The 17,039-nt window shown below is 55.5% G+C and carries 17 protein-coding genes; 14 read left to right on the top strand and 3 right to left on the bottom strand.

Annotated features, from left to right (window positions below; translation table 11 throughout):
- Positions 1-2 precede the first annotated feature (2 nt).
- Positions 3-389 (top strand): Imm8 family immunity protein, encoded by a 387-nt coding sequence (locus AC3WQH_RS08990; RefSeq protein ID WP_007782801.1) that lies wholly within the window; start codon positions 3-5, stop codon positions 387-389.
- 530 nt (positions 390-919) lie between these two features.
- Here AC3WQH_RS08990 and AC3WQH_RS08985 read toward each other — a convergent pair.
- The gene (locus AC3WQH_RS08985; RefSeq protein WP_005828095.1) at positions 920-1,516 is read right to left on the bottom strand and encodes a MerR family transcriptional regulator; all 597 of its coding nucleotides are present in this window, start codon (positions 1,514-1,516) and stop codon (positions 920-922) included.
- A gap of 286 nt (positions 1,517-1,802) precedes the next feature.
- On the opposite strand from AC3WQH_RS08985, the gene AC3WQH_RS08980 reads away from it, so the two are divergent.
- The 3 genes from AC3WQH_RS08980 (at position 1,803) to AC3WQH_RS08970 (ending at position 3,586) form a co-directional block, all read left to right on the top strand.
- Complete coding sequence (locus AC3WQH_RS08980) at positions 1,803-1,997, top strand: hypothetical protein (protein WP_005828092.1); 195 nt, start codon at positions 1,803-1,805, stop codon at positions 1,995-1,997.
- Between the two features lie 169 nt (positions 1,998-2,166).
- Positions 2,167-2,862 (top strand): metal-dependent hydrolase, encoded by a 696-nt coding sequence (locus tag AC3WQH_RS08975; RefSeq protein ID WP_005828090.1) that lies wholly within the window; start codon positions 2,167-2,169, stop codon positions 2,860-2,862.
- A gap of 265 nt (positions 2,863-3,127) precedes the next feature.
- A complete protein-coding gene (locus AC3WQH_RS08970) occupies positions 3,128-3,586 on the top strand; it encodes a TspO/MBR family protein (RefSeq protein WP_026557921.1) in 459 nt (152 codons plus the stop codon).
- 19 nt (positions 3,587-3,605) lie between these two features.
- On the opposite strand, the gene AC3WQH_RS08965 is transcribed toward AC3WQH_RS08970, so the two are convergent.
- Positions 3,606-4,898, bottom strand: a complete 1,293-nt coding sequence (locus tag AC3WQH_RS08965) for an amidohydrolase (RefSeq protein WP_238503933.1) — start codon at positions 4,896-4,898, stop codon at positions 3,606-3,608.
- Positions 4,899-5,107: 209 nt separating this feature from the next.
- Here AC3WQH_RS08965 and AC3WQH_RS08960 point away from each other — a divergent pair, with 209 nt between their 5' ends.
- From AC3WQH_RS08960 to AC3WQH_RS08915, 10 genes are all read left to right on the top strand, one after another.
- Positions 5,108-5,965 carry a MurR/RpiR family transcriptional regulator gene (locus tag AC3WQH_RS08960; protein ID WP_035423134.1) on the top strand — a complete coding sequence of 286 codons (858 nt, stop codon included), beginning with the start codon at positions 5,108-5,110 and terminating at the stop codon, positions 5,963-5,965.
- Between the two features lie 21 nt (positions 5,966-5,986).
- Positions 5,987-7,024 carry a serine hydrolase domain-containing protein gene (locus tag AC3WQH_RS08955; RefSeq protein WP_007782783.1) on the top strand — a complete coding sequence of 346 codons (1,038 nt, stop codon included), beginning with the start codon at positions 5,987-5,989 and terminating at the stop codon, positions 7,022-7,024.
- A gap of 57 nt (positions 7,025-7,081) precedes the next feature.
- The gene (locus AC3WQH_RS08950; RefSeq protein ID WP_007782780.1) at positions 7,082-8,380 is read left to right on the top strand and encodes an ABC transporter substrate-binding protein; all 1,299 of its coding nucleotides are present in this window, start codon (positions 7,082-7,084) and stop codon (positions 8,378-8,380) included.
- Positions 8,381-8,406: 26 nt separating this feature from the next.
- A complete protein-coding gene (locus tag AC3WQH_RS08945; RefSeq protein WP_492331991.1) occupies positions 8,407-9,396 on the top strand; it encodes a carbohydrate ABC transporter permease in 990 nt (329 codons plus the stop codon).
- A 60-nt stretch (positions 9,397-9,456) separates the two neighbouring features.
- Complete coding sequence (locus AC3WQH_RS08940; RefSeq protein ID WP_025846788.1) at positions 9,457-10,281, top strand: carbohydrate ABC transporter permease; 825 nt, start codon at positions 9,457-9,459, stop codon at positions 10,279-10,281.
- Positions 10,268-11,242: an N-acetylglucosamine kinase gene (locus tag AC3WQH_RS08935; RefSeq protein WP_005828072.1), complete on the top strand. Its 975-nt coding sequence runs from the start codon at positions 10,268-10,270 to the stop codon at positions 11,240-11,242. The genes AC3WQH_RS08940 and AC3WQH_RS08935 overlap by 14 nt, the downstream gene beginning before the upstream one ends.
- Positions 11,243-11,250: 8 nt before the next feature.
- Entirely contained in the window at positions 11,251-12,153 is a 903-nt protein-coding gene (gene murQ / locus AC3WQH_RS08930) for an N-acetylmuramic acid 6-phosphate etherase (protein ID WP_005828070.1), read from the top strand.
- Between the two features lie 173 nt (positions 12,154-12,326).
- A complete protein-coding gene (locus AC3WQH_RS08925) occupies positions 12,327-13,739 on the top strand; it encodes a PAS domain-containing sensor histidine kinase (protein WP_122952882.1) in 1,413 nt (470 codons plus the stop codon).
- Positions 13,740-13,772: 33 nt separating this feature from the next.
- The gene (locus AC3WQH_RS08920) at positions 13,773-14,099 is read left to right on the top strand and encodes a DUF3870 domain-containing protein (RefSeq protein WP_005831450.1); all 327 of its coding nucleotides are present in this window, start codon (positions 13,773-13,775) and stop codon (positions 14,097-14,099) included.
- 27 nt (positions 14,100-14,126) lie between these two features.
- Complete coding sequence (locus AC3WQH_RS08915) at positions 14,127-15,341, top strand: sensor domain-containing diguanylate cyclase (protein ID WP_327991055.1); 1,215 nt, start codon at positions 14,127-14,129, stop codon at positions 15,339-15,341.
- Here AC3WQH_RS08915 and nhaC read toward each other — a convergent pair.
- The gene (gene nhaC, locus AC3WQH_RS08910) at positions 15,338-16,708 is read right to left on the bottom strand and encodes a Na+/H+ antiporter NhaC (RefSeq protein WP_492331990.1); all 1,371 of its coding nucleotides are present in this window, start codon (positions 16,706-16,708) and stop codon (positions 15,338-15,340) included. The genes AC3WQH_RS08915 and nhaC overlap by 4 nt on opposite strands.
- Between the last annotated feature and the right edge of the window lie 331 nt (positions 16,709-17,039).

The following is a 17,039-nucleotide window of genomic DNA, read 5'->3' as shown; positions in this document are numbered from 1 at the left end:
ATATGGTAGTGCCAGTTTTAAAAAGAATTGTGTTAGTTGGTGACGAACCAGATGTAACAGATGATGATTTTGGAGTTGCAGCAAATGCAGATATTGGAACGGATGATGCGGAAGGGGTAGATTATTTTTATTTTAGAGTAGTAAGCCCTAAAAGACTGCTTTCTTTTCTGAAAGAGGATAAGATTGTAAATGGTCGAGCTACTTTTATTATGGAAAGGTTCGATTTAAGTTTAGTAGAGGAAGAGATTAACAAAATCTTAGGAGATTGCATTCGCCCTACATGGGCTGAGGTAGCAAAGGCAATTAACCGCCATTTGAATTGGGAGTACGATAACATTCAATACGAAACAGTTGAAGAAGCAATGGCAAGACTAAAGAAGAACAAATGATATATGAGACCTTGAAGGATAGTTTCCTTCAAGGTCTATTTTCTATCACCCATGGACTTGAAATGCATTATTTAAAAGCGCGTAGCGTAGGAACATTAAAAGAAAGTTGGAGATACAAAACCAAGCTCTAGCTGTGCAGTTTGCTCCGTTGCTGCTTTGTAAATGGGTGTAAGGTGCTGTTACTTTCTTGACATCATTGTACGGTGACATTGGAAATGAGCGTAGGTGAAGTCTCAATACCATACAAGTCTTGCAGGTGATCTTGAATATCGGGAATGTAAATTTTTTTGTGTAAATGGGTTTTTAACAGGCGGATGGTTACGTGGGCGGCTTTACATGGAGGGGCGGGCATGATAGGCTCGTTTGCCATGCGATGCATGGTTGACTGGCATCGCCCCATCGCAAGAAATCATGCCCGCAGAGGCTCCATGAGGCGAGTCAGAGTGTTTTTGCATCGGCCTCACGAACGAACATACGAAACCGCAGAAACCGCCTCTGCCAGCTTGCCAAACCGCTTCCTGCCATTACACTTAGCTCAGCCGAAACAGCTTATGCCAAATAGACGTTTTCCGCTCGGCGTCCTTGAGCTTGGCCAACTGGACTTTGGCGTCCATGATGTCGCTCATCGCTTTGGTCAGGCGGCGGTCGCGCTCCTTGAGGCTGCTGCGGATATACGCCTCCTGCTTTTCCAGGCGCGCGAGCAGCGCCTGCTGGTTCTCATCCTGCTGCTTCACGTGCAGCGCCAGGGCGTGCAGCTTTTCGTCGATGGCGTCCAATGCTTCGAGAGTGTCTTCTGTTGCGACGGGATGAGCAACAGGGGCGAGAGCAACAGCCGTCTCTCTGTGAGCCGCTCCCGCTCCCGTGTAGTTTTGGCTGACGATCATTAGCGCGGCTTCTTCCTGGGGAATGAGCTGGTCCTTGGTCAGCTCGTAAAAGCGGGTCAGGCAGGACACATCCATCTGGCGGTATTCGCGCCGGTTTTGATTGTCCCGCAGGAACCAATAGCCGTGCTGCTCGAGCAGCATGCTCCACTTGCGCAATGTGCTCGCCCCGATCCCGAGCATTTCGGCGACTTCCCTGCCGCTGTAGGTCCGTTCCCTGGCGACAAGCTCAATGACGTCTCCCATGCTTATCCCTCCTGCCGTACGTGCTTTTTATCCGTTTTTTACCCATTCTGTGCGGCAAAAGAATTTCCTTTTGCAATCGTGCGACAATTTCCTGCACCGTTCGAATTTTGCGCCGGTGATTGTCCGCGCTCTGTCATCTGCCGACAAAACTCGCCGTTGTGGCGCTGCACGCCGCAAACTAGACGAATGACGGACGGGTACAAGTACATTTTCTGTTTGTCTGTGCATTTGCTCAGTAGGGCTATGCCAAACGTACATAGGATGCTTACAGAAGGAGGGATTGACCATGGCATTCAGAGACCAGGTGAGACGATTCGAAGGGAAAAACGTAAAGGTTGAGACTGTGAATTGCAACTTTTTCGGCAAGCTGATCGAGGTAAAATCCAGCACTATCATCCTGCGCGAACACGACAACCATCGCCGCACCATCATTCGTGATTCTAAAATTATTGCCGTTACGGAACACGACCACGACTGCTAAGCTGCCATACCGTCTTGTTAACAGAAATGAGTTGTTCCTCAGGCTGTCGAGCGATCGGCAGCCTCTTCCTTTCTTTTTGCCGGAGTGTGCAGATGGATTTTATTCCCGCCCCTGCGCATGGTAACATGGTAGAGGAACAAACCAATGATGAGAGAGGGCAGGGGATACCATGTTGGAAATCCGGTTTCACGGACATTCTTCCGTGCAGTTGACCAGTGAAGGGCATTCGATCATGATTGACCCGTTTATTTCGGGAAATCCGCTGGCAAAAACGACGCTTGCGGACATCCAAGTCCAGTACATCCTGCTGACGCACGGACACCAGGACCATATTCTCGACGCAGTCGAGCTGGCAAAGGCAAATGACGCGACCATCGTCGCGACGCATGAGCTGGCTACATACCTTGACTGGCAAGGCGTCAAAACCGTTTCGATGAACCTGGGCGGCTCTGTGACACTGCCTTTTGGAAAAGTGAAAATGACACAGGCGTTCCACAGCTCCGGCGTCGTGCTGGATGACAAGCAGCAGATCGTCTACATGGGGATGCCAGGCGGCTTTGTGATCGAGCTGGGCGGCAAAACGATCTACCACGCGGGAGATACAGGGCTGTTCGGCGACATGAAGCTGATTGGAGATCGCCATGATATCGACTTGGCGTTTTTGCCGATTGGGGATGTATTCACGATGGGGCCGGAGGATGCGGTGATCGCCGCCGAGTGGATCGCCGCCGACTACGTCGTGCCGATTCACTACGATACGTTCCCGCCGATCAAACAGGACGGAGACGCGTTTGTCGCGACTTTGGCCGAAAAAGATATCAGAGGCAAGGCACTGAAACCAGGCGAGGTTTTGCGCCTGCCGTAGTCTGCAAGACTGCGAGCCTGTAAGACTGCAAGCTACCAGACTGCAAGCTACAAGCCCGCAAGTCTACCAGCCCGCAGCCGAGAGCAAACCGCCTTTTGCCAAAAAACCGCTTGTCCGAAAAAACGGGACAGGCGGTTTTTCTTTTCCTGTCTTCTATAAAAAGAGACAGGCCAATCTCTGAAAAAGCGGCATGAAAATGGTAGCGACGCTCATAGATATAGAAACATAGGGAAGAGAGCCTGGCAAAAAGGAGAGGAAAGTCTCGATGAGCACTTTGCACCATACGCTGCTGTTTTTCTCGGTGATCGTCCTTTATTCATTGGCGAGCCTCGCCTTTCCGGGGGGCGGGGCCTGGTACGAGTCGCTGACCAAGCCTGAAGGCACGCCGCCCGACCATGTGCTCAAGATCGTCTGGTTTATTTTGCATGTGCTCATTGCTGTATCTGTCGTCATTGCTGTTCGCCGCAAGCAAATGAATCGGGAGCTTTTGCTTCTGTACGGAATAAACTGGTTTTTTCATCAGTTGTTTACGCTGTTGTTTTACAGGCTGCAATTGCCGTTTTTGGCCGCCGTCGACACGATTCTCATCCTGTACTCGACCTGGGTGCTGATCCGGGCGATTCGGCCGCTGGACAAGATCGCCTCCTCCTTGTTGATCCCGTATTTGCAATGGAGCCTGTTCGCCATCTATCTTGCGGTTTCGTTCTGTGTGCTGAACCTGTGAGCGTTGGGAGCGTGCCGGACTACAGCCCTGCGACGAGCCGCTTTGCCCGCTCTGTGGCTTGGCGATACACGTCCTCCCAGGAGATGGTTTGCAGCTTGCGGTCGCGCATCAAAACTTCGCCGTTGACGATCGTGGTATCGACATCCGCGCCGGTCGCGCTGTAGGCGACGAGCGAATGCAGGTCGTGCAGCGGGGCGAGGTGCGGCTTTTTCAGATCGAGCAGGATGAGATCGGCGCGTTTGCCTGTCGCAAGTGTGCCCACCTCGTGGTCGATCCCGAGCAGTCTGGCGCTCTCGATCGTCGCCATGCGCAAAACTTGCTCGGCTGGCAGCACGGTCGGATCGCCATAGTGCAGCTTTTGCATCCAGGACGCCGCCTTGATTTCCGCAAACATGTCGAGCGTCGTGGCGCTGCCTGCTCCGTCGGTGCCCAGGCCGACCGTGACGCCTTGGGCGAGCAGCTCCGCGACAGGAGCGATTCCGCAGCCGAGCTTCAGATTGCTCACAGGGTTGTGCGCGACGCCGCCTCGCATGCCGCGCAAACGGCCGATGTCCTCTAGGCTCAAGTGGACAGCGTGGGCGAGCAGGACGTGATTTTCGTGAAAAGTCCCCAGCTCCTGCAAATACTCGGTCGGCGTCTGGTCGTATTTCTCGCGGATTTTTTCCACTTCCTCGCGGGTTTCGGCCAGGTGGATGTGCAGCGGAATCCGGCGGCTTCTGGCGAGATCGACGACCTCTTTCAGCGGCTGCGGCGGGCACGTATAAGGCGCGTGCGGCCCGAGCATGGTGGTGATTCTGCCGTCTGCCGCACCGGACCATCTGTCGATCAGATCGAGCGCTTCGGTCATGCGCCGTCCGCCGTCATCCTGTAAAAAGATCAGGCCGCGCGTCAGCGAAGCTCTGATTCCGCTGTCCCGCACGGCTTCGGCTACAGCGTCCATGTGCACGTACATGTCGGCAAAAGCCGTCGTGCCAGAGGCGATCATTTCCGCAATCCCGAGCATCGTTCCCCAGTAAACGTCCTCTGGCGTCATCCGTGCTTCCGCTGGCAGCATCTTTTTGTCCAGCCAATCCATCAGCTTCAGGTCGTCGGAAAAAGCTCGCAACAGCGACATGCTCGCATGATTGTGGGCGTTGACAAGGCCAGGCATGGCGACCATGTCTTTGGCCGGAAGCACGGTGCTGGCAGACGCTTCAATCACGGGTGCGAGCTTCGCAATCCGCCCGTCCGCAATCAAAATGTCCCCGACCCACGGCCGTTCTTTTTCCACCATCGTCAAGATATGGCACCCTTTAATCAGTAACGTGTTCATGCAACCATCCTCCTTGGATTTCTGTTCGGTTGCAAGCGTAAAGCTTCACGCGGCGGCAGAGTCAAGAGGGAAATTTGTCTCGAAAAAGAGAAGCAAAGCAGTGCTGATTCGCCGGATTCTGTAATATTGTTTATTAGATAACAATTGACTCAAGAAATAATACTACATAAAATGGTGATAAGATACGAAGGAAGAGAGCGGTGGCGCATATGTTAAACGGAGGACTTGTCAGCCTGCAGGCGATTTTGGACGAATTGAAGCCATCCGAACGCAAGGTGGCCGAGTATATACTGGCTCACCCGGAAGATGTGGTGAAGCTGTCGGTGCAAAAGCTGTCCGAGCTGAGCGGAGTATCGGAGGCGACGATTATTCGCCTGGCTCGTTCGCTGAATATGAAGGGCTATCAGGAGCTGAAGCTGCGGATTGCGGGCGACTTGAACAAACAGACGGCGCCCACGAGCTATCAGGAAATCATGATGGAGGGCACGACCGAGTCGATCATGCAGGCGGTGAGCTGGAACAACATTCAGTCGATTCAGGACACACTCTCGGTCCTGTCCAGCGAAGAAGTGAACAGAGCCGTCGATGCGCTGTCCACAGCGAGAAAAATAGATGTGTACGGAGTAGGAGCCTCCGCGGTCATTGCCGACGACATCAGGCAAAAGTTTTCCCGCATCAACCTGTGGTGCGAGGCTTACTCCGATTTTCACGCGCAACTGACCTCGGCTGTCAACCTGTCGGAAAAAGACGTCGTCATCGGCATTTCCTATTCGGGGCAAACCGAGGATATCATCCAGTCGCTGACAGAGGCGAGACAGCAGGGCGCCACGGTCATTTCGCTGACCAAATTCGGGCCTTCGCCTGTCGCGGATTTGGCTCATATCCGGCTGTTTACCAGCTCCGTGGAAAAAAGCATCCGCAGCGGGGCGATGGCTTCCCGGATTGCGCAGCTCAATGTGATTGATATTTTGTTCATCACGATGGTCAGCAGAAAGCAGGATGATGTGATTCCGTTGCTGGAAAAAACGCGGCTGGCTGTCAGCCGGACAAAACGCTCATCCAATTGACGAAAAGGCGGAGGGGGAAACATGGAGTCGCTCGAAAAACTGTTGCAAGGCTGGATCGGCGAGCGACTGCTGCCGGGAGCTGCCCTGCGCGTCGTCCGCGAGGGGCGTGTCTGCTACTCGCTCGATGCGGGAGCTACGAGTATCGCCGACGGCCAGCCGATCACGAAAGACACTTTGTTTGACTTGGCCTCGCTGACAAAGGTGACAGCGACATTGCCCGCGCTCCTGCTCTTGATGCAGGAGGGGCTGCTCGCCCCCGATGACCGGATCGGCGCATTTTTTCCGGATTGTCCGCCCGATAAAGCCGCGATCACGATCGGGCAGTTGCTCGCGCACACGTCCGGACTGCCGGCAGATTTAGAGACGCGCAGGCGGGATAGCGAGATCGTGCTGCCTGAGCTGTTGTATCGGCAGCAGTTGCTGCAAAAGCCGGGCGAGCGAGTCGTCTACAGCGATCTGGGCATGATCTGGCTCGGCCTGCTTATCGAGCGAGTGGCAGGACAGCCGCTGGATGCGTTTGTCGCACAGCGGGTTTTTGCCCCATTGGGGATGGCGCACACTTGCTACTGTCCTGACGGGAGGTGTTTTCTGAATATTGCAAAAACAGAATATTGCTCGCTCACAAGCGCGTACATCTGTGGGGAAGTCCATGACGAAAAAGCGTTTGCCATGGGCGGAGTCGCGGGGCACGCCGGGCTGTTTGCGACTGCGGACGACTTGTGCCTGTACGCGCAAAGCTGGCTGTACAACGAACCGCCCTTGCTTGCGGAGCATTGGCGCGAGCTGGCGGTGCGCAACCACGCCGGGCAAGCGGGCGAAAGCCGCGGTTTCGGCTGGGAGCTGAACCAGGCAGGAACTACGCTCAGTTGCGGCGATCATTTTCATCCCGCGAGCTACGGACATACGGGGTTCACCGGGACCAGCATCTGGATCGACCCGGTCCGGGAGCTTGCCGTCATTTTTCTCACCAATGCCGTTCACCTCGGGCGCAATCATCAGCTTCGGCAATTGCGGCCCATCCTGCACAACGCTGTCACGACCGCGCTGCAAACGGTCTGACTGATAAAGCGAGAGCACGTGTATGATCGCTTCGAAGAAAAAGGGGGAGGGTTCTGGATGAAGCATTTCCGTTTTCGAAGGGCGGCGTCTGTCTTTTTGGTAACAGCCATGGCACTGGTCGGCTGCAGTTCAGGTGGAGGGGAGCAAACCGCGCCGGGCACCCAGCCTGGTGGCAATGAGGGTGGCGGACAGCAGGTGACGCTGTCCATGCACAGTTGGCGGGTCGAGGACACAGAGGGCTACAAGGCGATTATCAAAGCGTTTGAGGCCGAGAACCCGAACATCAAGATCGAGTTCAAGCCGTTCAAGGCAACCGAGTACAACACCATCCTCAACACCGCGCTGCAAAGCGACAGCGGACCGGACATCCTGCAACTGCGTCCGTATGCTCCGGGTATTTCCCTGGCGGAAGCAGGCTATCTGGAGTCGCTGGACAATGTGCCAGGCATCTCCTCCTTCCCCAAAGACGTCCTCGCAGCGGCGACAGGCAAAGACGGCAAAGTCTACGGCGTTCCGCTCTCCTTAAATTCCACGCAGTTTTACTACAACAAGAAAATTTTCGAGCAAAACGGCCTGACAGAGCCAAAGAGCTGGGACGAATTGATAGCGACAGCCAAGGCGTTGAAGGAAAAAGGCATCACGCCGATTTCGTTTGGCGCGAAGGAAGGCTGGCTGCTTTCGTTGAGCCACGGCGTGATCGCTCCGGCGAGCTACAGCGGCGGCGACTATCTCGACAAGCTGCTCAAAGGCGAAAGCAATCTGCAAAGTTCCGAGTTTCTCCAATCGGTTACACGCATGCAGGAACTGATTCCTTATTTCCCGGAAAATTATGTGGGGCTCGAATTGAACGACATGCGCACCTTGTTCGCGACGGAAAAGGCGGCGATGTTCATCAACGGCAGCTTTGAGCTGGAAGGGCTGAAAAAGCTGAACCCCGATTTGCAGCTAGATTTTTTCCCGATGCCGACCAACAACGGGCAGTCTGTCCTGACGACATGGGTGGATGGTTCGTATGCCGTCAACGCCAAGTCGAAGCATAAGCAGGAAGCGTTGAAATTCATGGAGTTTATGGCGACCAAAAAGTTCGGCGAGCTGTTCGCCAACCAGTTCAAGCGTATCAGCGCAGTGCCGGGAGTGTCGACAGACGATCCGCTCGTAAACAAAATGGCGGAGCTGTCGCAAACAAGCTCGACGCCTTACCTGATGGTCGTGCACTTCGCCGAAGGACAGCCGACAACGAAGCAAACGCTGGAAAACGCCCTGCAAGGCATGTACTTGGGCAAGCTCACGCCCGAACAGGTCGCGGGGGAAGTACAGAAGTCCGCCGCCACCTGGTTCCCTCCGTTTAAAAAGTAGGCAGTGATGATCGTTGGCGGGAGCGGATGAACCGTAGCCCTCCCGTCCGCGAAAGCCAAACGGGGGTGGAGATCATCGGCACGAGGAACAGGCATACGATTCGACCGAAGGGGCGGGCGCGCTGGCTGATCCACCTGTTTCCCTTGCCCGCCTTGATTGTGTACACGCTGTTTGTCCTGTATCCGATTCTTAGCGCTTTTTTGTACAGCTTGTACGACTGGCAGGGCATCAAGCGGGGAGTGTTTGTCGGGCTGAAAAATTTTGTCACGCTGTTTACGGTGGAGCCGTTCAACGAGATGTTCTGGAACGCCTTCGGGCACAACGTCTCCTACTTTGTCATCGAAATGATCGTGCAAAACGGGATTGCGTTCGGCCTCGCCTTTCTCATCTACCGCAAAATTCGCGGCTCGGCCTTTTTGAAAATCGCTTACTTCATGCCGCGGCTGCTGTCTGTGATTGTGATTGGTTTTTTGTGGAAATTAGTCCTCAATCCGAATTACGGAGCGCTGAACACGCTGTTGGCCGAGGTAGGACTGCAGGAGTGGGCCAGACCGTGGCTGGGCGATCCGGATACGGCGCTGATTGCGATTATTTTGATTAACTGCTGGTTTGGCATCGGCTTTGCCATGCTGATCTTTTTGGCCGGATTGCAGGCGATTCCGGAAGAGCTGATCGAGGCAGCCAGGCTGGACGGGGCGCGGGGCTTGCGGTTGTTGTGGAAAATCATCCTGCCGCTGTGCATGCCGGCGATTACGATCATGACGATCTTCACCTTTATCCAGGCGTTCGAAGCGTTTGAGCTGGTGTACGCGATGCAAGGCTCGATGGGCGAGCCGTTTCGCTCGACGGATACGCTCGCGGTCTACTTTTATCGCATGGCGTTTTCCAGTGCGGGCGGCGCGGGAGACTTGGCTGTCGGGCTCGGCTCCGCATTGGCTGTCGTGCTGTTTTTCATCGTCGCATCCGTGTCGGCTGTCTCGCTGTACTTGATGCGCAAGCGCGAAGTCCAGCATTGAGCGATGAAGCGGACCCGCGAGCAGGCTGGGGCTGAACCGGAACGGGAAGGGGGGATGCAGGTGAAAACGAGCGTAGCGGGCAGGGCGGTTTCGTATGTGGCCGCGTATATGTTTGCATTGGTGTCGCTCTATCCAATCGTGTTAATGATTCTTTCCTCGTTTAAAACGAACAGGGAGATTTTCGCCAGTCCGTTGTCGCTGCCGCAGTCGTTTGGCTTTGCGACGTACCGGAAGCTGTGGGAAGCGGTGCCGTTTGCCGACTTTTTGCTGAACAGCGTATTGGTCAGCGGGATGTCGGTGTTGATGATTACGGTCTTTTCCGCGATGGCTGCCTTTTACTTGTCGCGCTTTTCGTATCGCTGGACAGGGGCGCTGTACTTCTTTTTCATCATCGGGCTGATGATTCCGATCAAGCTGGGGATTGTGCCTTTGTTTTTGCTGATGAAAAATTTCGGGCTGCTCAATTCGCTCTGGTCGCTGATCCTGATCTACACGGCGAGCGGGATTCCGATCTCGGTGTTTATTTTGACGGGGTTTTTCCGCACGCTTCCTGTAGAGCTGGAGGAGGCGGCGCGGATTGATGGCTGCAGCCACTTTCAGGTGTTTTGGCGCGTGCTCTTGCCGCTGATCCGGCCCGCGCTCGCGACGGTTGTCATCATCAACTTCATTCACGCCTGGAACGACTTCTTTTTCCCGCTGATCTTCATTCAGGAAGACGCGCTGAAGACGATTCCGGTGGGGATGATGGTGTTGTTCGGGGAGTACGAAACAGATTGGAGCCTGCTTTTTGCCGGGCTGACGTTGTCTGCGCTGCCAATGATCGTCGTGTTTTTGCTGGCGTCCAGACAGTTCATGGAGGGGTTGACCGCAGGTGCAGTTAAATGACGGGAAAAAATGGTTTATCGGGATAGATGGAGGGGGGACGAAGACAAAAGCCGCCATCTGCGACGAGCAAGGGCAAGTGTGGGCGATCGTGGCAGGGGAGTCATCCAATCCGCTGTCGCGGCCGTGGGCACAGGTGGAGGCGACGCTGCAACAGCTCGTTGCGACTGCGTGCGAGCAGGCGGGAGCGAGAGCGGAAGAGGTGGCGGGGCTGTTCATCGGTCTGGGCGGCGCTGATCGCCCGGCGATTCGGGAAAAGCTGCACGCTTCGTTTGCAGAGGTGTGGCAGGAGCGGCTGCGCGTGGACAACGATGCGGTTCCTGCGCTCTACTCCGGGACGTGGGGGCAGCCGGGGATTGTGCTCATCTCCGGTACAGGCTCGATTGCGTGTGCGCTGACAAGCGGAGGGGCGAGGCACCGCGTAGGCGGTTGGGGCTATTTGCTTGGCGATGAAGGCAGCGGCTACGATCTCGGAAAAAAGGCGGCCATGGCGGTTTTGCGCGCATATGACGGTCGCGGCGAGCCGACTGCCTTGACCGGGCTGTTTCTTGCCCATTACCAGGTGGCAAGCCCGGAAGAGCTGATCGGCGTGATCTACGGGGCCAGCAATCCGCGCATGCGCCTGGCCGGGGCGAGTGAGCTGGTGGAGCAGGCGGCACGGCAGCAAGACAGCCTCGCGTGCAGACTGATTGCAGAAGCGGCGGACGATCTGCTCGAGTTGGCGCAGGCATGCCTGGAAAAGACGCAGGAAGCACTGCCTGTCGTGCTCGCGGGAGGGCTGTTTGCCACCGACACGCTGGTCAGACAGCGAGTGATGGATAAAGCTTCGTTTTCGACGGTCATCCCGGACGTGCCGCCTGTGATCGGTTCTCTGGCAGCGGCGATCACGGGCACAGGCCACCGCCTGGACGAAAAAGCGGCAGAGAAGTTGCGAAAAAGCGGTACAGCCTTGGAAAAGAGGTGAAGCCCAGCATGGACGAAAACCTGCACCAGCTTCAGACGGAAATGCGCAATCCGGCCAGCGAGCGGCTGGATCAGATGACGGCGCTGGAAATCGTCACGCTGATGAACGAGGAAGATCACAAGGTAGCGGTCGCCATCAAGCGGGTGCTGCCGCAAGTCGCCGAAGCTGTCGAGCAGATCGTGCAGGCGCTGTCGGGCGGCGGACGGCTGTTTTACTTCGGAGCCGGTACGAGCGGGCGGCTTGGGGTGCTGGACGCCGCTGAATGCCCGCCGACTTTTGGCACGGATGCTTCCGTCGTGCGCGGAATCATTGCCGGCGGAGCGCAAGCGATGACAGAAGCCATCGAAGGGGCCGAAGACTCGCACGAGCTGGGGCGGCAGGATGTGCGCGAGGCGGGAGTCGGGCAGGGCGATGTCGTCGTGGGGATCGCGGCCAGCGGGCGGACGCCTTATGTGCTGGGAGCGCTGGAAGAGGCGAGGGCGCGGCAGGCTGCAACGATAGCGCTTTCCTGCAATCCCGACCCGGACAGCAGCAAAAGCGCCGACATCGCGATCAACATCGAAGTCGGTCCGGAGGTCGTCACCGGCTCTACCCGGCTCAAGGCAGGCAGCGCGACGAAGATGGTGCTGAACATGCTGACGACTGCGAGCATGGTGCAGCTTGGCAAAGTGTACGGGAATTTGATGGTGAACGTGCAGGCGACGAACCAGAAGTTGCGGGAGCGCGCGAAGCATATTGTCATGCAAGTGACGGGAGCGTCGTACGAGGAAGCGGACCGATTGCTCGGGGAAGCGGCAGGCGATGTGCGAGTGGCGATCGTCATGCAAAAGACAGGCTTGGCGGCAAAGGAGGCGGCAGAGCGGCTGGCGCGTGCAGGCAATAAGGTCAGGGCCGCGATTGAGCACGGGTAAGAATGCTCCCCTCTATCCTATAAAAGAAGATTTATATACATTTCACAAACCCAGGGGATGGAAACGGCAAAAAGAATAGGGTAAAATTGGGTATGAATAGCATTTGAGAACGGTTAAGGCTATTTCCGCTAGGCGGATTAGCCGTTTTCTCGTCCCAGGAGGGGAAGGGCACAATGAAAGGCCTGTTGGATAATGAGTGCAGGAGCAGTCTTCTCTATCGCTCCTTCTTCGAGCAAATGGTGCAAGCGGCTTTTTGGCTGGATCAATCAGGAGGCGTTTGCAGAGGCAATCCCGCCTGCGAAGCGCTGACAGGCTACGCAGCAGAAGAGTGGGAGGGCTACCCGTTTTGGAAGCTTGCCATCGCGGAGGAGCAGGAGACAGTGCGCCGTCAGACGCAATGCGCAGTAAACGGGGAGCCGATGCCATTTTGCACGGTTTTCGCTCACAAGGCTGGTCCGCCGGTACCTGTCCATATTACGTATGGCGCATTTTTGGCAGAAGGTGCCACGATTGGCTATTACGCGATGGTGCAAAAGCTGTCGCAAGCCGTGGCCGACAGCAGGGAGGCCCAATCGTGCAAGGTGCTGGATCTCTCGCTGGAGGCGGCCTTTATCTACGAAAAAGGAGAGCTGAAGTACGTCAACCAATCCGGAATCAGGCTCATGGGAGCACGAGGGTACGAGGAGCTTTTGCCCTATCCGTTCACTTCCTTTTTCCACCCGCGCGACATGCCTTTGATTCACGAGCTGCAAAAGCGGCTGGAGCGGGGAGAGACGACCTCGCCGATTGAGGTGGAGCTGATTCGCCTGGACGGCACGCGAACGGATGTGGAGGTTTGCGGCACATCTGTGGTCATTCAGGACAAGCTACGCCATTACATATTGATACGCGATATGACAGAGCGCAAAAGGGTGCATGAATTTTTGCAAAACTCGGAAAAACTGGCGCTGGTGGGACAGTTGGCGGCGGGGATTGCCCATGAGATACGCAATCCGCTGACTTCGTTGAAAGGCTTTATCCAACTGATGCAAAAGGACGGCATGCGCAAGCCGGAGTACTTTTCCATCATGAGCTCGGAGCTGGCGCGGATCGAGATGATCGTCAGCGAGCTGTTGGTGCTGGCGAAGCCGCACGCGTCTGCCTTTGAGGTGCACGACTTGACCAATCTCATCACCCATGTGGTAACGTTATTGGAAACAGAGGCGATTTTGCAAAAAGTGACGATCCAGGTCGCGTTTGAATCGCCGTTGCCTATGGTTCACTGCGATGAAAACCAGTTGAAGCAAGCGTTCATCAACTTTTTGAAAAACGGTATCGAGGCTACATCAGGCAGTGGGGAAATCGTCATCCGGCTATGGTGCGAGGGCGACAAGGTGGTCATCCGCTTTGAGGACAATGGGGTAGGCATCCCGGCGGAGCAGCTTGCCCGGCTGGGAGAGGCTTTCTTCACCACGAAGGAGACGGGAACCGGCCTCGGCCTGATGGTCAGCCGCAGAATCATCGAAAACCATCGAGGAACATTACGGCTGATGAGCACTCCAGGAATCGGAACGACAGTGGAGGTATGTTTGCCCGTCATCAGCTAGAGCGGGGCGAATGGCGAAGGGGAGGACATGCAGATGGCTGAGTGGAAAAACAAAAACACAGTGCTGACAGCGGGATTTGCCCAAATCCCCAAAGGGACGACGCTGTACGAGGTGTCGACGATGGTGGGCTGTGTGCTCATCATTGATGCCGATGACGGCGTCATATGCGATGCCAGTTTTACCTTTGTGATGGACAAGACGAGCGAGTTTCTGGTCAGTCTGCTCGTGGGCAAGTCAGTGGCAGGGGGGATGCAGGAGATTGCGCAGACGATCCAGGAGCGTTTTCTCGCCCCCGGACAGGGAGCTGTTTTGCAGGCCATTCGTGCGGCTGTCGATCGTTATCACGAGAAAAAAGCGTAAGCCTACCCAATAGCCGGAGGGTTGTACATGCATGAAAACAACGCCGTAAGAGAAGCGTACGCAAGACATCTGCTGGAGCGTTATAGCGGCTGGCTCAGCCGTGTTGACGCCGTGGATCAGGAAGAGATCGAGGCGGTAGCCCGCGAGATTGACGAGGTGTTGGCAACAGAAGACGGGATGCGGCACAAGGAGCTGCTGAAAAAAATCAGCGAGTTGCGGGACAAGGTATCCGAAATGATGTGGATGTCGGAGCACATGAAAATTTTGCACGACTTGAGCCATATTTTTGCGAAGACGTTTGAGGAAGACAAGATTTTGTGGAAGGCTTTTGAGCTGGCCTCCCGCGTGATGCGCGCCGACGCCTTTTTCATCGCGTTTTTTGACGAGGGCGACAGCGAGATCAGAATCCCGATCAGCATCGACAACGGCATCAACTACGGGCCGATTACGGTTCCGTACGGCCAGGCGATGATCTCCAAGGTGATTGAGACCCGGCAAACGATCCACATTCGGACGATGAAGGACGAGCCGAGCGAGCCGGAAATGATTCGCTGGGGCAGCCCGGAGATCGACACGAACACCTGTATTTTTGTGCCGCTGATGCTGGGGAATCAGATCAAAGGCGTCATTTCGGCACAGTCCTATCGCGAGTTTGCCTACAAAAAGGAGCACGAGGAGCTTTTGAAGATCATCGGCTTCCAGGTGGCGAGCGCGATCGAGACGGCGCGTCTGTACGAGCGGATGTACCAGATGTCTTTTCAGGATGAACTGACGGGACTTGCCAACTACCGGGCGTTCCACCGCGATCTGGAAAAGCTGCTGGGAGAAGAAAGCTCCCCGGTGGCGTTGATTATGCTCGATTCGGACAGTTTGAAACTGGTGAACGACCATTTCGGACATCACGCGGGAGATGAGCTGATTAGAAGAATCGCCGAGGCGATGAAAGCCGTGGCAGGGCGAGAAAATACGGCCTACCGCTATGCGGGGGACGAGTTCATGCTGCTCTGCCCGAAGGCGACGATGAAGGAAGCGGAGGAAAAGGTGCGGGCGATCCGCGACTTTTTGCGCATGCACCCATTATTGCAGGACAATTGCTGCATCCCGATCGCGGTCAGCGTCGGCATCGCGCGTTTTCCCGACGACAGCGACACGGCAGACGGCTTGAAGCGGGCAGCAGACGAGGCGCTGTACCGCTCCAAGCGCAGAGGGAAAAATTGTACGACCGTGTATGCGACAGGCTAGTGTCTAGTTTCGACTGTGACTTTTGGCTGCCGCAGAGCAAACAGGAAAGTCAACAGCGGCGAAATCCACAGGTAGATTACATACGGCAAGTAGTCGATTGTCGCCACGTGCAACGTTGAGGTGAAAAAGGCCCCGCTGACGCCCCAAGGAATGAGCGGGTTGACGAGCGTCCCGCAGTCTTCGAGCGTACGGGAAAGCCGTCTGCCTTCGATCCCTTGTTTGACAAAGGCGTCGTGGAACATTTGCCCCGGAAGCAGGATCGACAAGTACTGTTCGCCTGTCAAAAGGTTGACGAGGATGGACGACGAGCCGGCCAGTCCGACCATGCCTGCCGCTTTTTGGATGCGCTGGATCAAGCCTGCAAACAAGGCTTCGAACACACCGCTGTACTGCAAAATACCACCGAGAGACAGGGCGATGAGAATGAGGGCAAGTGACCAGGTCATGGACAACAGCCCGCCCCTGTTCACGATAGAAGCAACGGCTTCGTTGGCGATTTCGCTGGCGAAGCCGTTTTGCATGACGTTCATCCATTCGACCGGGGAGTGAACTCCTTGCACGAGAGCAGCAGTCGCGACTCCGCTCAAGATCCCGAAGACGAGGGTCGGCAAAATCGGCTTGCGCAAGGCAGAACAGACGAGCACGACGGCAGCAGGCAAAAGCGTCGTGATTCCCAGGGAAAAATGCTGCGCAAGCACCGTCTGGATTTCCTGGATCGCCTCCAGGCTTACGTCAGCGGACTGTCCCTGAACGGCGAAGAAAATCGCCGTAATCAGCAGGCCGGGAATCGCGGTGTGCGACATGAATTTGATGTGATTCATCAAAGAGACGTTGGCAATCGCAGCCGCAAAGTTGGTCGTGTCTGACAGCGGGGACATTTTATCCCCGAAGCAGGCGCCGCAAATAATCGCCCCGGCTGTCATCAGCGGGTCGAGCCCGAGTGCGGTCGAGACGCCCATCATCGCTACGCCGATCGTGCTGATCGTCGTAAACGTGCTGCCGGTGACGCTCGAGACGATCACGGTCAAAAAGAGGGCGCTGATCGTAAAGTACTCCGGCGAGATCAGCGAGATGCCAAGGTGCAAGATCATCGGAACCGTTCCGCTCATCATCCAGACCCCGATCAACACCCCGATCAGACAGAGGATCAGCATCGGGGCGATGGCGGTCTGGATGCCTTTGACCAGCCCTTTTTCCATCCGCTTCCACGGCACCCCGAACAGCCGCAGGAGCGTGGCCGCCGCAATCGTGGCGGCAAAAAGCGGCATGTGTGGCTCTACTTTGCCCCAGAACAAGGCAGGAAACAGGATGCCGAAGATCGCCAAAAGCACCCAAATACTTTGCGAAAATGAAATAGATTTGTTCATGATGGCAACTCCTTGCAAAATCAGGCTAACGCGAGCGAGCAGCAAGCAAAGAGACGTGGGCTTTCATGCTTTCGCGCTTTTTGGCTTTGTTGCTTTTTTGCTTTTGTGCGTTCCAGTGATAGGCGTACTTTATCCTGAATGGTTTGATTCGTCAACGTGTTCGCTTGTATTCGGAATCGCAAAATAATACGGAGTAGTAGCACGTTTTCGTCCGCTATACGTTTGACTGGCATATCAGCCGATAAAAATCACTTATTTAAAATTATTATAAAAAGATATTGACTTTTACTTGATATCTAGTAAAATGAGAACTGTTCCTAGTTAATAATAA

The organism is Brevibacillus sp. FW301-21C12A (assembly GCF_058788915.1).
This window is presented reverse-complemented; position numbering and strand designations above follow the sequence as displayed.

Coding starts and splice junctions, on each gene's coding strand:
- AC3WQH_RS08975 (WP_005828090.1), top strand. CDS start 2,167: ATGTTGGAAATCCGGTTTCACGGACATTCTTCCGTGCAGTTGACCAGT.
- AC3WQH_RS08985 (WP_005828095.1), bottom strand. CDS start 1,516: ATGGGAGACGTCATTGAGCTTGTCGCCAGGGAACGGACCTACAGCGGC.
- AC3WQH_RS08955 (WP_007782783.1), top strand. CDS start 5,987: ATGGAGTCGCTCGAAAAACTGTTGCAAGGCTGGATCGGCGAGCGACTG.
- AC3WQH_RS08990 (WP_007782801.1), top strand. CDS start 3: ATGGTAGTGCCAGTTTTAAAAAGAATTGTGTTAGTTGGTGACGAACCA.
- murQ (WP_005828070.1), top strand. CDS start 11,251: ATGGACGAAAACCTGCACCAGCTTCAGACGGAAATGCGCAATCCGGCC.
- nhaC (WP_492331990.1), bottom strand. CDS start 16,708: ATGAACAAATCTATTTCATTTTCGCAAAGTATTTGGGTGCTTTTGGCG.
- AC3WQH_RS08915 (WP_327991055.1), top strand. CDS start 14,127: ATGCATGAAAACAACGCCGTAAGAGAAGCGTACGCAAGACATCTGCTG.
- AC3WQH_RS08945 (WP_492331991.1), top strand. CDS start 8,407: ATGAACCGTAGCCCTCCCGTCCGCGAAAGCCAAACGGGGGTGGAGATC.
- AC3WQH_RS08920 (WP_005831450.1), top strand. CDS start 13,773: ATGGCTGAGTGGAAAAACAAAAACACAGTGCTGACAGCGGGATTTGCC.
- AC3WQH_RS08965 (WP_238503933.1), bottom strand. CDS start 4,898: ATGAACACGTTACTGATTAAAGGGTGCCATATCTTGACGATGGTGGAA.
- AC3WQH_RS08950 (WP_007782780.1), top strand. CDS start 7,082: ATGAAGCATTTCCGTTTTCGAAGGGCGGCGTCTGTCTTTTTGGTAACA.
- AC3WQH_RS08970 (WP_026557921.1), top strand. CDS start 3,128: ATGAGCACTTTGCACCATACGCTGCTGTTTTTCTCGGTGATCGTCCTT.
- AC3WQH_RS08925 (WP_122952882.1), top strand. CDS start 12,327: ATGAAAGGCCTGTTGGATAATGAGTGCAGGAGCAGTCTTCTCTATCGC.
- AC3WQH_RS08960 (WP_035423134.1), top strand. CDS start 5,108: ATGTTAAACGGAGGACTTGTCAGCCTGCAGGCGATTTTGGACGAATTG.
- AC3WQH_RS08980 (WP_005828092.1), top strand. CDS start 1,803: ATGGCATTCAGAGACCAGGTGAGACGATTCGAAGGGAAAAACGTAAAG.